At 70.6% G+C, this 15,615-nt stretch carries 11 protein-coding genes; 6 read left to right on the top strand and 5 right to left on the bottom strand.

Annotated features, from left to right (window positions below):
- From ligA to K206_RS0122040, 3 genes are all read left to right on the top strand, one after another.
- A partial coding sequence (gene ligA / locus K206_RS38950) for an NAD-dependent DNA ligase LigA (protein WP_020204560.1) occupies positions 1 to 2,426 on the top strand: 2,426 nt, incomplete at its 5' end.
- The gene (gene def / locus K206_RS0122045) at positions 2,423 to 2,956 is read left to right on the top strand and encodes a peptide deformylase (protein ID WP_020204559.1); all 534 of its coding nucleotides are present in this window, start codon (positions 2,423 to 2,425) and stop codon (positions 2,954 to 2,956) included. The genes ligA and def, both read left to right, overlap by 4 nt.
- Before the next feature lie 315 nt (positions 2,957 to 3,271).
- Positions 3,272 to 5,959: a tannase/feruloyl esterase family alpha/beta hydrolase gene (locus tag K206_RS0122040; protein WP_052165955.1), complete on the top strand. Its 2,688-nt coding sequence runs from the start codon at positions 3,272 to 3,274 to the stop codon at positions 5,957 to 5,959.
- Positions 5,960 to 5,980: 21 nt separating this feature from the next.
- Here the strand turns inward: K206_RS0122040 and K206_RS0122035 are convergent, their stop codons facing one another.
- Positions 5,981 to 6,928: a LysR family transcriptional regulator gene (locus K206_RS0122035; protein WP_020204557.1), complete on the bottom strand. Its 948-nt coding sequence runs from the start codon at positions 6,926 to 6,928 to the stop codon at positions 5,981 to 5,983.
- Positions 6,929 to 7,104: 176 nt separating this feature from the next.
- Here K206_RS0122035 and K206_RS0122030 point away from each other — a divergent pair, with 176 nt between their 5' ends.
- Entirely contained in the window at positions 7,105 to 8,265 is a 1,161-nt protein-coding gene (locus K206_RS0122030) for a hypothetical protein (RefSeq protein ID WP_029043934.1), read from the top strand.
- A 128-nt stretch (positions 8,266 to 8,393) separates the two neighbouring features.
- Positions 8,394 to 9,452 (top strand): tripartite tricarboxylate transporter substrate binding protein, encoded by a 1,059-nt coding sequence (locus tag K206_RS38945; RefSeq protein ID WP_020204555.1) that lies wholly within the window; start codon positions 8,394 to 8,396, stop codon positions 9,450 to 9,452.
- A gap of 216 nt (positions 9,453 to 9,668) precedes the next feature.
- Here the strand turns inward: K206_RS38945 and K206_RS0122020 are convergent, their stop codons facing one another.
- Genes K206_RS0122020 through K206_RS0122010 form a run of 3 tightly spaced genes read right to left on the bottom strand, consistent with a single transcriptional unit; the run spans position 9,669 to position 13,110 of the window.
- The gene (locus K206_RS0122020; protein ID WP_196812908.1) at positions 9,669 to 11,219 is read right to left on the bottom strand and encodes a CoA transferase; all 1,551 of its coding nucleotides are present in this window, start codon (positions 11,217 to 11,219) and stop codon (positions 9,669 to 9,671) included.
- Between the two features lie 53 nt (positions 11,220 to 11,272).
- A complete protein-coding gene (locus tag K206_RS38940; protein ID WP_043366978.1) occupies positions 11,273 to 12,859 on the bottom strand; it encodes a sodium/solute symporter in 1,587 nt (528 codons plus the stop codon).
- On the bottom strand, positions 12,856 to 13,110 hold the full coding sequence (locus tag K206_RS0122010; protein ID WP_020204552.1) for a DUF485 domain-containing protein: 255 nt from the start codon (positions 13,108 to 13,110) through the stop codon (positions 12,856 to 12,858). The genes K206_RS38940 and K206_RS0122010 overlap by 4 nt, the downstream gene beginning before the upstream one ends.
- A 438-nt stretch (positions 13,111 to 13,548) precedes the next feature.
- Here K206_RS0122010 and K206_RS38935 point away from each other — a divergent pair, with 438 nt between their 5' ends.
- Positions 13,549 to 14,613: a LysR family transcriptional regulator gene (locus K206_RS38935; protein WP_020204551.1), complete on the top strand. Its 1,065-nt coding sequence runs from the start codon at positions 13,549 to 13,551 to the stop codon at positions 14,611 to 14,613.
- 45 nt (positions 14,614 to 14,658) lie between these two features.
- On the opposite strand, the gene K206_RS0122000 is transcribed toward K206_RS38935, so the two are convergent.
- Positions 14,659 to 15,615 (bottom strand): pseudouridine synthase (locus K206_RS0122000; RefSeq protein WP_020204550.1); only part of this gene is annotated, 957 nt, incomplete at its 5' end.

The following is a 15,615-nucleotide window of genomic DNA, read 5'->3' as shown; positions in this document are numbered from 1 at the left end:
CCCCCGCCGGCGATGCCCCCGCCGCGCGCGCCGCATGGCTGCGCGCGGAAATCGATCGCCACAATTACCGGTATTACGTGCTCGACGAACCGTCGATTCCCGATGCGGACTACGACGCGCTGTACCGCGAGCTGCAGGCCATCGAGGCCGCGCATCCCGAGCTGCTGACGCCCGACTCGCCCACCCAGCGCGTGGGCGGCCAGGCGCTGCCGGCCTTCACCACGGTGCGCCACGTCGTGCCGATGCTGTCGATCCGTACCGAGACCGACACCGAGAGCACCGGCGCCGAAGCCTTCGACGCGCGCGTGCGCCGCGAGCTCGGCCTGGGCGAGGACGGCGCGCCGGTGGAATACATGGCCGAGCTCAAGTTCGACGGCCTCGCGCTGAGCCTGCGCTACGAAAACGGCCTGCTGGTGCAGGCCGCCACGCGCGGCGACGGCACCAACGGCGAGGACGTCACCGCCAACGTCAGGACCATCAAGAGCATCCCGATGCGGCTCAAGGGCGACGCGCCGCCGGTGCTGGAGGTGCGCGGCGAGGCCTACATGCGCCGCGACGATTTCGACCGCCTCAACGCGCGCCAGCGCGAGGCCGGCGAGAAGATCTTCGTCAACCCGCGCAACACCGCCGCCGGCGCGATCCGCCAGCTCGATTCGACCATCGCCGCGCAGCGCCCGCTGCGCTTCTTCGCCTACGGGCTGGGCGAGACCGCGGGCTGGGACATTCCGCCCACGCACAGCGGCATGCTCGACGCGCTCGAAGCGTTCGGCCTGCCGGTCAACAAGGACCGCCGCGTGGTGCGGGGCGCCGAGGGGCTGGTGGCCTTCCACCGCGAGATCGGCGAGCGCCGCGAGGCCCTGCCGTTCGACATCGACGGCGTGGTCTACAAGGTCAACCGGCTCGACCTGCAGCGCCGGCTCGGCTTCGTCTCGCGCGAGCCGCGCTGGGCGGTGGCGCACAAGTACCCGGCGCAGGAGCGCACCACCACCGTGCTCGGCATCGACGTGCAGGTCGGCCGCACCGGCGCCATCACGCCGGTGGCGCGGCTGGCGCCGGTGTTCGTCGGCGGCGCGATGGTGTCCAACGTCACGCTGCACAACCAGGACGAGATCGAGCGCCTGGGCGTGCTGATCGGCGACACCGTGATCGTGCGGCGCGCCGGCGACGTGATTCCCGAAGTGGTGGCGGTGGTCGCGGAGCAGCGCCCGCCCGGATTCGATCCGCTCGCGGCGGAGCTGCCCGAGCCGTACCGCCGCTTCGTCATGCCGGACAAATGCCCGGTGTGCCAGTCGCACGTGGTGCGCGAGGAAGGCGAGGCGGTGGCGCGCTGCACCGGCGGGCTGACCTGCAAGGCGCAGCGCAAGGAGTCGATCCGGCATTTCGCCGCGCGCCGCGCGATGGACATCGAAGGGCTGGGCGAGCGCCACATCGACAACCTCGTCGAGTTCGAGCGCATCGCCAGCGTGGCCGACCTGTACCGCCTGACGCGCGACGACTTCCTCGACGTCAAGCGCATGGCCGACGAGCGCGACGACGTGGTGCCCGAGACCGTGGCGCAGGGCAAGATCGCCACCAAGTGGGCCGACAACATCCTCGAAGGCATCGCCGCCAGCAAGGAACGGCCGCTGGCGCGCTTCCTGTTCGCGCTCGGCGCGCGCCACGTCGGCGAGTCCACCGCCAAGACCCTGGCCGACTGGCTGGGCCGGCTGGCCTGGGTGCGGCGCGCGCCGCTGCCGCTGCTGCGCGTGCTGCCGGACGTGGGCGAGGTGGTGGCCGAGTCGATCTACGAATTCTTCAAGGAGCCGCGCAACGAGACGGTCATCGACGACCTGCTGCGCTACGGCGTGGTGCCGGTCGAAGGCGGCCGCCCGCTGCCGGCGCTGGCCGACAAGCTCGCGCTGCCGGTCTTGCTGGCGGCGCTGGGCGTGCCCAAGCTCACGGCGCTGCGCGCCGAGCAGCTCGCGCAGGACCTCGACAGCCTGGACCAGCTCGCCGACGCCAGCGCCGAATGGCTGGCCGAGCGCAAGCTGCCGGCCGACGCGCTGGCCTCGCTGCAGGAATTTCTCGGGCGCGAAGGCGCGCGCGGGCAGCTGCGCGATCTCTCGGCGCTGCGCGCCGAACTGCTGGCCGAACTGCCCGCGCCCGACGAGGTCGAGCAATCGCCGCTGGCCGGCAAGACCTTCGTGCTGACCGGCTCGCTGCCGACGCTGTCGCGCGACGAGGCCAAGGACAAGCTGGAAGCCGCCGGCGCCAAGGTGGCCGGCTCGGTGTCGAAGAAGACCGATTACGTGGTGGCCGGCGCCGAAGCCGGCAGCAAGCTGGAGAAAGCGCTCGCGCTCGGCGTCACGGTGCTCGACGAGGCCGCGATGCTGGCGCTGCTCGCCGGCGCCGCCAACGAAGCAGAACCCAACGGAGAACAATCATGATCCGCGACATCCTCAAGATGGGCGATCCGCGGCTGCTGCAGGTGGCGCGGCCCGTCACGCGCTTCAACACGCCCGAGCTGCGCACGCTGATCGACGACATGTTCGACACGATGGACCACGCCAACGGCGCCGGCCTCGCCGCGCCGCAGATCGGCGTGGACCTGCAGGTGGTGATCTTCGGCTTCGACCGCAACCCGCGCTACCCCGACGCGCCGACCGTGCCCAAGACGGTGCTGATCAACCCGGTGCTGACGCCGCTCGGCGACGAGCAGGAAGAAGGCTGGGAAGGCTGCCTGTCCGTGCCCGGCCTGCGCGGCGTGGTGCCGCGCTTCACGCGGCTGAAATACACCGGCTTCGACATGATGGGCGCGCCCATCGAGCGCGTGGCCGAGGATTTCCACGCGCGCGTGGTGCAGCACGAGTGCGATCATCTGCAGGGGATCCTGTACCCGATGCGGGTGAAGGACTTCACGCGGTTCGGCTTCACCGAGGTGCTGTTTCCCGAGTTGCCGCCGAACAGCGACGACTGAGCGGAAAACCCGCTGCCCGCGGGGGCGCTCTGCATTCCCCGCAAACCTTCGTCAGCCGCGGGTTTGCTCCCCTCTCCCGCGAAGTGTGAGAGGGGCCGGGGGAGAGGGCGGGCGCTTGCGAATGCCGCCGTGCCGGAAAAACCGTCGGCTCCGTTCCTCGCCCCGGAGACCGCGAAAAGCCAGGCCCCGCCGCATTTCCATATCTGTTGGATATGGAAAAGCCAATTTCCATATATTTTACCTGCGCCCCGCGCGGTGCTACCGTCTCGCTCCACATCCCGGGCCATTTCAACCGGGAGCCTAGGAGGAGACAAGATGAAGACCGTTCGTTGCGGCCGCGCATTGGCGTGGCCGGTATTGGCTGCCGCGCTGTCGGCCAGCCTGCTGCTCGGCGGCTGCGGCGGGGACGATGCCGCCAGCGCCGGCCCGGCCGTGCCGGGCGGCACGGCGGGCAACGGCTCGCCTGCCACGCCGGTGGATCCCGGCTCGCCCTCGCTGTCGCCGCAGGATGCCTGCACGGCGCTGGCCAGCGCCACGCTGCCCGCTTCCGCGCTGGCGCTGTCCAATGGCGGCGTGCAGGTGGCCTCGGCCACGCTGATCGCCGCCGATGCCGCCGGCAACACGCTGGGCGAGTACTGCGCGGTGCGCGGCCAGATCCGGCCCGTGGACGCCAGCGCGCCCAGCATCAACTTCGCGCTCAACCTGCCCACGGCCTGGAACGGCAAGGCCATCCAGTTCGGCGGCGGCGGCTTCGACGGCAAGCTGATCGACGGCACCGAGACCGTGCGCTTCGCGCTGCCGGACGACCCGGCGCCGCTGGCGCGCGGCTACGCCACCTGGGGCGACGATTCCGGCCACCAGAGCGGCAGCATCACCGACGGCACCTTCGCCGCCAATGACGAGGCGCTGGCCAACTACGGCGGGGACACCCTCAAGAAGACCCACGACGCCGCGCTCGCGCTGCTCAGGCAGCGCTACGGCCGCGCGCCGGACCGCGCGTATTTCCTCGGCACCTCCACCGGCGGGCGCGACGCGCTGAGCTACATCCAGCGCTGGCCGGCCGACTACGACGGCGTGATCGCCAACGAGCCGGCGCTCAACTACACCGGCACGCGCCTGTCGAACGTGGCGGTGGGCCGCGCGCTCTACCTCAACGGTGGCGCCGGCTGGCTCAACATCAACAAGACGCTGCTGGTGCAGAGCGCGGCGATGGCCGCCTGCGACCGGCTCGACGGCGCGGCCGACCAGGTGGTCAGCAACGTGGAAGGCTGCCGCGTGGGCGCCATGCAGGTGCTGGCCGGCCTGCGCTGCCCGGGCGGCACCGATGCCGGCGACACCTGCCTGTCCGATGCGCAGATCGACACCGTCAAGACCATCGAGAACCCGCTGCAGCTGAGCTACCCGATCGCCAACGGCGTGACCGTGGCGGGCGGCTACAACCTGCTCGAAGGCGCGCTGGTGGCGGGGCCGTTCACCACGCGCGACCTCGGCACGCGGGCGGTGCCGGGCAATCCGGCCACCACGGCGGACGCCAACGTCTACCTGACCGGCGACCAGTGGGTGAAGTATTTCGTCACGCGCGTGGCCAGCTTCGACTCGCTCACCTTCGACCCCGCCAGCCCGGGCGCCTACACCGCGCGCGTGCAGCAGGTCTCGGCGCTGACCGACGCCACCAACCCGGACCTGTCCGGCTTCCTCGGCCACGGCGGCCGGCTGATCCTGCTGCACGGCCTGGCCGACGAGGTGATCAGCCCCAACTCCACCATCGCGTGGTTCCAGGCCGTGACCGGGCGCGTGGGGCAGGCCGCGGTGGACCAGGGCATCCGCTTCTACACCGTGCCCGGCATGGGCCACGGCACCGGCAGCTTCCTGCCGGCGTGGAACTCGCTGACCGCGCTGGAGAACTGGGTGGAGCAGGGCGTGGCGCCGGGCACCCGCACGGTGATGGACACCAACGCGCAGACCTATGGCCGCGCGCGGCCGCTGTGCCAGTACCCCTCGTGGCCCAAGTACAAGGGCTCGGGCAGCCTCGACGCCGCCATCAACTACAGCTGCGCCGGCAGCAGCGGGCCGCCGCAGTCGTGCCTGAACCTGCCTGCGGCCGCGACCAGCTACAAGGGCGGCAACATGCTCGGCGAGGAACTGACGGTGCGCCTGGACCCGGCCACGCTGAACTACACCGTGACCATCGACGCCAGCCTGCAGCGCGCCGGCGGCACCGCGCGCAGCGGCACGCTGGTGGCGCAGGGCGGCTGCACCTTCTCCAGCGGCGAGAACGGGGCCTTGTTCACGCTGACCGGCGGCGGCGTGATGCTGGGCGGCGTGGCCAACGCCACCGGCGCGGGCTTCGCGCCGCTGCTGGCCTTCGAGAACGTCAGCAGCGACTACAAGGCGGTGGCCGACATCTACAACGTCAACGGCATCCAGTACGCGGTGGCGGGCGGCGCGGCCAGCGTGGTGAACGGCTCGGCGCGGCTGCGCTCGTCGGCGGCGACGTGGCAGACCTGCGCGGACCCCGTCACCGGCGGCTTCATCACCTACGACGCGGGCTGCACCGCGACCACCAAGGGCTATATCGCCTGGAACAGCGCGCGCAATGCCTTCGACTACTTCGTCGGCGGCTCGCCCACCGCGGGCGGCGGCACGCTGAGCGGCTCGCTGATCAGCGGCATGGTCAACGGCAAGCCGGTGCCGCTGGTGCTGACGCGCTCGGCCACGGCCTACGGCATGCACTTCTACGCGCCGCAGCCGGCCACGCTGCCGCTGGCCGCGGGCGCCGCGGACGGCGCCTACCGCGTCAGCGTGAGCGACGGCACGCAGCTTAACGCTGACCTCGCGGGCCTGGCCATCACGCGCGGCAGCGCCAGCGGCACGCTGACCTACAACCAGCCGGTGCTGGGCGTGATCGGCGCGGCCGGCGCGGTGAGCGGGGCGTACACGGTGAGCGGCGGGGTGCTGTCCGGCACCGGCACCGGCAGTTTCGAGCTGGGCTTGCTGTACTGAGCCGGGCGCGCGCCGCGGGCTTCAGGCGGCGCCCGCGGCCGGCTTGCCGCGGCGGCGGTAGCGCGCCGCGGTGCGGTGGGTCAGCGCGACCAGCGCGGCGCAGGCGGGATTGTCGTCGTTCTCGCGGTAGACCAGCGTGAGCGGGGCGCGCAGGCGGTCGGTTTCCTGCATCGGCAGGTAGGCCACGCCGTGCGGGTTGAGGCCGGCCATCGAGGCCGGCACCACGCTCACGCCGGCGCCGGCCGCCACCAGGTTGAGGTTGCTCAGCATGCGCTCGACCTCCACGCCGATGCGCGGCGTGAAGCCGAGCTGCTCGCACACGTTGAGCAGGTCGCCGTACATGCCCGGCGCGCCGGGCCGGCGCACCAGGATGAAATCGTCGCCGGCCAGCGCGCGCAGCGAGACCGGCCCCTGCGCCGCCGCGCCGCGCTGGCGCAGCAGCGGATGGTCCAGCGGCAGCGCGATCACCATTTCTTCTTCCAGCAGCAGATCGAAGCGCAGCCCGGCGGGCCGTTCCACCGGCGCGCGCAGCAGCGCCACGTCCAGGTTGCCCGAGGCCAGCTGCTCGGTGACTTCGGCGGCATTGCTCTCGCCCAGCTTGAGCGCGATGCCGGGGTGCTGGCGGCGGCAGGCGCGCAGCACCTCGGGCGTGAGCTTGTGGGCGGCGGCCGAGCTGGTGAAGCCGACCGAGAGCGAGCCTTCCTCGCCGCGCGCCATGCGCTGCATGCGCTGGCGGGCCTGCTCCAGGCGCGCGAAGATGTCGAGCACGTCGGCGCGCAGCGCGCGGCCGGCGGCGGTCAGCGCCACGCCGCGCGGCTGGCGCTCGAACAGGATCACGCCCAGCTCGGTTTCCAGTGCCTTGAGCTGCTGCGACAGCGGCGGCTGCTGGATGCCGAGCTGCTCCGCGGCGCGCGTGATGTGGCCGGTTTCGGCCACCGTGAGGAAATAGCGGAGGTGTCTCAGTTCCATTGCCGGGTCCGGTGGTTCTTGCGCCAGGACATATTCATAAAATATGCCGTAGCGAGAAAGCATATATTTTACATTCGGTAGCGGCCGGCTTAGCATGATCCGGTGCGCTTTTGCGAACAAAGGTCCGCAAGGACGGAAAGCGGGCGCCCGTGCGCCGCTGCATCGGGAGACAGGACATGAAGAGATTGCGCCGCGCGCTGTGCGCATTGGGCCTGCTGGCCGCCGCTGCCCAGTTCGGCTGCGCCGCGCCCGGGCCGGACGGCGCCACCGTGGCCTCCGCGGTGTCCGCTGCCGCGGACGCGGAAGAGACCGAGGGCCCGGTCGACAGGGCCGCGGCGGCGGCCGTGCACTGGCAGCGCGTGCGGCTCGGCAGCGGGGCGCGGGCCTACGATTTCCCGGTCTACGCCAACCATGCGCTGGACGGCGACCTGCGCCGCATCCGCGAGGTCGTCTTCGTGCAGCACGGCTTGCAGCGCAACGGCGACGATTATTTCGTGGCCGGCGCGGCGCTGCTCAGGCAGACCGGGCGCAACCCCGACGAAGTGCTGCTGCTGGCGCCCAACTTCCCCGGCACGCCCGACCGCAACAAGGGCTTCGGCAATATGCCGGTGTGGAGCGTGCAGGGCTGGATGAGCGGCGAGAATGCCGTCGGCGGGCCGGTCCCGGTCAGTTCGCTGCAGGTGCTGGACGACCTCGTCGGGCTGGTCACGGACAAGTCCCGCCTGCCCGCCGTGACGCGCGTCACGGTGGCCGGGCACTCGGGCGGCGGCCAGCTGGTGCACCGCTACGCGGTGCTCAACAATGTCGACGAGCGCATCCGCGCGTCCGGCATCGACCTGCGCTACGTGGTGGCCAACCCGTCATCGTATCTCTATTTCACGCCCGAGCGCCCGAGCGGCAGCGGCTTCGCGCCGTATGACACCGCCGTCTGCGCGGACTACGACAAATACCGCTACGGCATGCGCGACATCGTGCCCTACGCGCAGGGCGCCACCGGCGACGCGCTGTTCCGCCGCTACCGGCAGCGCCAGGTGACTTACCTGGTCGGCGCGGACGACAACGATCCCAACCACCGCGTGCTCGACAAGGCCTGCGGCGCCGAGGCCGAGGGGCCGACGCGCCTGGCGCGCGCGCGTGGCTACCTGCGCTACGAAGCCTGGCTGAGCGCGAGGCCGGGCGGCCCGGCGGCGCCGGCGCATCACCAGGCGTTCGAGGTGATCGGCGTGGGCCACAACCAGAGCCGCATGCTTGGCTCGCAGTGCGGGGCCAGGGCCGTGTTCGGGCTGGCGGAGTCGGCCAATGCCGGGGGCGCGGCCTGCCGCGCGCCGCGGCTGTAGCGCGTCTCCGGCCACCTGATTTTCTGGCCGCCGGGTTTGCCCGGGCGGCCAGGACGGCCGCGCGGTGCTAGCATGACGCCTCGTGCCGTCCCGATGTCCGGTGCCGGCCGCACTTTTCCGTCGCCGTCATGCCTTTCTCCTGGGGCCCGGGCGCTGGCGATCCGCCGCCGCGCACCTGCCCGTCCCGCTTTTCCCCGTTTCCCGCCTCGCTGCCGCCGGCCGACGCCGCGCGGCGGCGCCAGCTTGGCGCGCTGGCCGGCCTGTCGGCGGCCGCCGCGCTGGGCCTGTACCGCGCTCCCGCCCATGCCGCCGAGCCGGCCTGCCGGCTGCTGGTCGGCTATGGCGCCGGCGGCGGCGCCGACCACGTGGCGCGGCTGGTGGCCGACGCCCTCAGCCAGGACGGCAGCCTCACCGTGGTGGAGAACCGTCCCGGCGCGGCCGGGCAGATCGCGCTGCACGAGGCGGCCCGCGCGAGCGCCGCGCGGCCCACGCTGCTGCTCGGCACGGTGGGCTCGGTCAGCATCGCGCCGCTGCTGGCGCAGGCCCAGCCACTGTCCTTGATGCCGCTGGCCATCATCGCCAGCACGCCGCACGTGCTGCTGTCCTCGGCCTCGGCGCCGGCCATGCACCTGCCCGCCTTGCTGGAGGACGCGCGCAGGCACCCCGGCGAGATCGGCTACGCCTCGCTCGGCATCGGCTCGAGCGCGCACCTGGTCGGCGAGCTGCTGTGCCGCCAGGCGGGCGTGCAGATGACGCACATCCCGTATCCGGGCAGCGCCCGCGCCATGACCGACCTGCAGGGCGGCTACGTGCCGGTGCTGGTCAGCACGCTGCAGGCCTCGCTGCCGCTGATGCGCCAGGGCCGGCTGCGCGCGCTGGCCGTGACCGGCACGCGGCGCAGCGCGCTGGCGCCGCAGGTGGCGACGTTCGGGGAGTTCGGCATTGCCGGCATGGCGCAGCAGGCCTGGTATGGCGTGCTGGCGCCGTCCAGCTGGACGGCGCCGCAGCGCACGGCGCTGGTCGAGCGGCTCGGCCGCGTGCTGGCGGCGCCCGCGCTGCACGAGCGCCTGCACGCGGACGGCGCCGAGCCGGTCGCGCTGACCGGCATGGCCGCGCAGGACTACCTGGCCGGGCAGCGCGAGGTGTGGCAGCAGGCCGTGGCGCTGGTCGGCGCGCGGCTGGGCTGAAGATGCGCTGACGGCCCGTCCGGTTCCGGGGGGCGTTTCAAGATGAAGCGGTCCTGGCTGGGGCGGAGCAGGGAACTCGGATCGCATCGCGATCCGCCTGCGCAGCGGTGCGCGCGGCAGTACAGGCAGTACTTGCCGTGCCACGCAACGACGCCAGGATCTTTTCTTGAAACGACTTCTTATGCCGATCCCGCGGGCCGTGGCGGGCGCCGGGCATCAGCGCGCAAGCCATTGCGCCTTGTCGCCGCCGAGCCGGGGCGTCGTGCCGAACCAGCGGGGCGGGGTTTCGGACATGCGGATCACCGGCCCCAGGCTCTTCAGATCGCCCCAGCAGGTACTGTCGTCGCATACCGAGAGCGCTTCGAATTCCTCGCGCGACAGGCGGCCCGGCGCATGGTCGAAATGCTGCAGGAGTCCCTGCCGCTGCAACAGCATGGCGGACTGGCACAGCGACACCTGCACCCGATAGGTTCCGCCTTCCCGGGCACGGCGCGCCAGCGCGATCATCGCGCCGAACGTGCCGAGGAAGCCGGTGAGGAAGTCGCACATGAAGACCGGTGTCAGCCTGGGCTGCCCGGCCCCGGTGGCGATGCCCTGGGTGTGGCAGATGCCGGTCACTGCCTGGGCCACCTGGTCCCAGCCCGCGCGGTCGGCAAACGGGCCGCCGGAGCCGTAGCAGTTGACGCTGACGTGCACGAGTCCGGGACGCAGCCGCGCCAGTTCGTCGACGCCGAAGCCGTGGGCTTCGAGCCGGCGCGGCCGATAACCGTCGATGAAGACGTCGGCTTCCCGCACCAGCTCCCGCAGCCGCCGGGCCTCGTCGGCGCGGTCGAAGTCGAGGAAGCAACTGCGCTTGCCGTGGCTGGTGTCGCGCACGAAGGCCGGCACCTGGGGCAGCGACGGCGCCGTGACCATCAGCACGTCGGCGCCGTGCTCGGCCATGCCGAGGCCGGCCGTCGGGCCGGCCAGGATGCGCGTCAGGTCCAGCACCCGGATGCCCGAGGCCGGCTGGCTGCCGGCCGGCAGCGGCTGCGGGGCGCCGTCCGCCAGCTTGGTGATCTCCACGACCGGGCGCGATGCCAGGTAGGCCCCGTGCGGGTGTGCCAGCCATTCCTGCGGCGTGCGGATCTTGCCGGCGCAAGCCAGCGCTCGCGCGATGGCGTCCTCCAGTTCGTCCGAGTTCCAGCGGCCCACGCCCGCGGCGACCGACGCCGGGGTGCTCTCGCAGTCCAGCACGTCCAGCACGCGCCGCTCCAGATGGGGCAGGTTGGTGTGCGGCAAGACCCAGCGGCCATCGGCGGCGCGCCAGGGTTGCGTGAGCGAGATCATGTGCCTGAGTTCCGGCGACGAGGGTATCGGCTGATAGCGGCCTTGCGCATCGCGCCTGAGCGTCATGTCGCCCCCGGCCAGCGAGGTTGCGGCGGCGGCCCGCACGTCCACGCCGATGGACTGGCGCCGGCCGGTCCGGAGTTCCCACAGGTCGTTGGCGGCCACCGCGCGGGCCGCCAGGACGTCGGCGGACGTTGCGCCGATGCGGAACGGGGACTGGAACAGCGGATCTTCTCCGGTGATCGTCACCTCCCCTTGTGTCAGCGGTTGTCCGGCGCGAATGGCCATGAGTTCCGCGAAGGCGCCCGTGCGCCCGTTTCCGCTGTCGATGTCTGCATTGCTCATGCTGTGTGTTCCTTCTTTTTTCAGTTTGCGGTTCGAGCCGTCATGCACGTCCAGGCAGGGCTGGTCCCGATGCAGTCGATGGCTGTCGGCCATCCTTCCTGCGCAGGAAGGATGGCGGGTTCGGAAGCCTGCCGGCGGCGGGCGCTTCAGGCCGCGGCTTCAAGCCGTTGCCGCACCGGACGCTGCGTCGCCAGGGAGGCGATGACGCATGCCGCGAAGGCAAGCGGTACGGTGATCAGTGCCGGCGGGTCGATGGGAAAGGCCGGCTGCGCGTGGCCCAATACCTTCACCCACACGGACGGCCCGAGGATGGTGAGCAGCAGCGACGACGCCAGGCCGATACCGCCGCCCACGACTGCGCCGGCCGAGGTCATCTTCTTCCAGTAGATGGCCAGGATCAGCACCGGGAATGTCGAAGAGCACGCAATCGAGAACGCGAGACTGATCATGTAGGCCACGTTCTGGTTGCGGAAAGCGATGCCGAGCAGGATCGCCAGCGCGCCGAGCACGACGCTTGCCACCCGCACGATCCGGATCTCGTCCGGCGAGTCGGAGCCCGGCTTCCTGAACAGCGCGCCGTAGATGTCGTGGCTGATCGCGCAGGCGCCGGAAAGCGTGAGCCCGGCGACGACGGCCAGAATCGTGGCGAAGGCGATGGCCGACACCGCCCCGAACATGATGTCGCCCCCGAGCAGGTGCGACAGGTGGAGTGCCGCGGTGTTGCCCCCGCCGATCAGCGCGCCCTTCGCATCCAGATATTCAGGATGCTGGCGCAGCAGCGCCAGTGCCCCGAAACCGATGATGAACATCATGGCGTAGAAGCTGTTCATGAACACGGTGGCCCACAACACCGAACTGCGCGCCGCCCTGGCATCGGGCACGGTGAAGAAGCGCATGAGAACATGCGGAAGTCCCGCGGTGCCCAGCATCAGCGCGATGCCCAGCGAGAGGCCGGAGACGGGGTCCCGCGCCAGGGCCTGCGGGATCAGGATGCCGTCCTTGCCCGGATGCACGGCGACGGACTTCTGCAACAGTTCGCTCATGCTGAAGCCGAACCGGGACATCACGAGCACGCAGATCATCACGCCGACGCTCAGCATCAACACGGCCTTGACGATCTGTACCCAGGTGGTGGCCATCATTCCGCCGAACACGACATACATGACCATCAGCACGCCGACCAGGAGGATGGCGTAGGTATAGTCGATGCCGAACAGCAACTGCACGAGTTGCCCCGCGCCGACCATCTGCGCGATGAGATAAAAGGCGACGATGATCAGCGAGGCGCAGGCCGAGAAGACCCGTACCGCATTGCCGCTGAGCCTGGCGCAGACCACATCGGTGAAGGTGTACTTGCCGAGCTTGCGCAGCTTGCCGGCCATCAGGAAGACCACGATGGGCAAGCCGGTGGTGTAGCCGATCGCGTAGACCAGGCCGTCGAAGCCGCTGGAAAAAACCAGGCCGGTCAGGCCCAGCAAGGCGCCGGCGGAGAGCGCGTCGCCGGTGATGGCCAGCCCGTTCTGGAACCCGGAGATGCGGCCGCCGGCGGCATAGAAATCGCTGGCCGACTTCGTCTGCCTTGCCGCCCACCAGGTGATGCCAAGGGTCATGGCAATGACTGCCACGAACAGGGCGAGCGAAGTGATGCTGGCCGTGCCCACGGAGGAGGATTGCGCTGCCACGGCACGGGTCGCGGCGGCGGCGAGAAATATCGCGAGTATTCGCTTTTTCATTCTTTCTCTCCGCTCGCGCTCGCATCGATGCGCCGGACGTAGACGACCGTCAGCAGGGTGCCGCAGGCGATCACCAGCAGCCCGGCGACGAACGACGCGGGCAGGCCGGTCCCGGGCACGGTTGCCCGCAGCGAATCTGCGGCAAAACAACTCGTCAGGAGAAAGGTGAAATAGACGAGCACCTGCAATGCCGTCAATGACAGGCTGAAACCCAGGGGCTCCTCAGCCTCGGCCGCGGCAAGATTGTCCATATGAAGACCTCCATAGATACAACAGTGGCTAGATCGGGAACGCAGATCCGGAACGCCGGTCCCGGGAGGCAACCCGGCATTCGCGGCACGCGATGCCGTTGCCCGGCAGGTCCGCCCTTCCGTACCTGACGTTGACCGACATCATGGGCAAGGTCCCGGGGTTCGGAGAAACGGTTAAATTCGATGGAAGCGATCTGCCAAAGAGATGACACGCAACCGTGCGCAAGCAGGAACCAAGATGGGGCGCGTCAAGGCAGTTGCGGGCACTTGCGCACCAAAAGCGAAGCCGCGCGTTGCGTGGCGTTCGGCCATCCGCGTGGCAGCCTGTACGGCGAAGGGCCGGCCGGCCTGGAAGAAAGAATTGGCATGCCGTTTGCTTCCCATCTCCGAAACAGTCTTCGCTCGAAGCCTCGCAATCTGTTTGAGGGATGCCGGACCATGGAAGTCAACGACCTGATCACGTTCGCCACGGTTGCGCGCCATGCGAGCATTACGCGCGCGGCCAGGGAGCTGCACACGGTTCAGTCCAACGTCACGAACCGGGTCAAGAGTCTCGAGGAAGAGGTGGGACTGCCGCTGTTCGAGCGGCACAGCCGCGGTGTCGCGCTGACCAGTGCCGGCATGCGGCTCCTGCCGTATGCGGCACGCGCCGTGGCGTTGCTTCAGGAAGCGACGAAGGCCGCGCGCGACGACGGCGAGGCGCGGGGACGCCTGGCCATTGGCACGATGGAAACCACCGTGGCGGTCCGCCTGCCCGAAGTGCTGGCGGCCTATCACGCGAAATGTCCCGCCGTGGAACTCGAAGTGTGGACCGGCCCGACCGCCGAACTGGTCCGCAAGGTGCTGGACAACGAAGTAGAGGGCGCCTTCGTCGCCGGTCCGATCGACCACCCGTTACTGGCGGCGGAGCAGGCCTACGAGGAGAAGCTGGTGCTGGTGACGTCGCGGCGCTGCCGCGGCTTATCCGACCTTCACGATGAGTCGGTCCCGTTGACGGCACTCATGTTCAGGATGGGCTGCTCCTATCGGCAGCGCCTCGAACAACTGCTCGCGCAGCTTGGCAGGCCGAGCTATCAGCGCCTTGAATTCGGAACGCTGGAAGGGATACTCGGGTGCGTGGGGGCCGATGTCGGCATCACGGTCCTTCCCCTCAGCGTGGTCGAGAAATCGTCGCTAAGGGAGCGGCTCGCGGTGCATGAGATCGCCCCGGAGATCGCCAGGGCTCCGACGCTGTTCATCCGGCGCAAGAGCGTTCATGAATCGACCGCGATGCGGCTGTTCCGGGCGTGCTTCGCCGAGGCTGCCGATGCGACCGATGCGACCGATTCCGCCGGGTGCCGCGCGGCCGGCGAACCCGCTTTTCCGGACCTCGGGCTGGCGCCCGACGAGGACCGGGGCCCGAGGCCGGCAGGTCCGCCGGCGGACATCCTGCTGCCGGCATACCCGCTGCGTGGCGCCGATGCGGTTGCCGGCGCGGCGCAGGACCAGGCGGCATACGTATAAGCCGCCTCGCCGGCAGCCGCCGCCATCGGGTTCAGGCCGCGCGGCTCAGAACTTCTCGAACGGGCCGAGGAAGCGCCACTGGCCGACCGGCAGGTCGCCCAGCACGATGCGGCCCATGCGCACGCGCTTGAGGCCGACCACCTTGAGCCCGACCTGCTCGCACATGCGGCGGATCTGGCGTTTCTTGCCTTCGCGCAGCACGAAGCGCAATTGCTCCTCGTTCTGCCAGCTTACCTTGGCCGGCTTGAGCGCCTCGCCGTCGAGCGACAGGCCGTGGCGCAGCTTCTCGATCAGCTCGGCGGGGAAGAGGTTCGAGATATTGCGCTCGACCAGGCCCTGCGGCGATTCCCACTGCACGCGCACCAGGTATTCCTTCTCCACGGTGGAGTCTTCGCCGATCAGGTGGCGCGCCACGCGGCCGTCCTGGGTCAGCACCAGCAGGCCGGTGGAGTCGATGTCGAGCCGGCCGGCGGGGGCCAGGCTCTTGCGCTGCCACGGCGCGAAGCGCTTGCGGGTGGGGTCCTGCTCCCACTGGTTCTCGGGCGCGAACAGCACCGCGGCCGGCTCGTAGCCGTCCTCGGCCTGGCCCGACACATAGCCTACCGGCTTGTGCAGCAGCACGGTCACGCGCTCGCCCTGCTCGGAGCGCGCGGCCTGGTGGATCTCGATATTGGCGTCCGGGCCGACGCGCGAGCCGAGCTCGGTCACGGGCTGGCCGTCGACCAGCACCCAGCCGCGCGGAATCCATTCATCGGCTTCGCGGCGCGAGCACAGGCCCAGTTCCGACATGCGCTTGGACAGCCGCACCAGGCCGTCGGCGCCGTCTTCGGCGCGCGGCGCCTGCGGCGCGGGCGCGGGGCGCTCGGCGCGCACCGGACGCTCGGTCTGCGGCGCGCGTTCCGGCCGGCCGCCGCGGTAGTCGCGCTGGCCGCCGTCGTGCGGGCGGCGCGGGCGGTCATTGTTCTCGCCGGGGGCGAAACGGCGCGGCCGGTCCTGGCCTTC

It is taken from the genome of Cupriavidus sp. WS (assembly GCF_000395345.1).
Classification (GTDB): domain Bacteria; phylum Pseudomonadota; class Gammaproteobacteria; order Burkholderiales; family Burkholderiaceae; genus Cupriavidus; species Cupriavidus basilensis_B.
The sequence above is the reverse complement of the archived record's forward strand: the minus strand, read 5'-3'. Positions and strand labels throughout refer to the sequence as shown.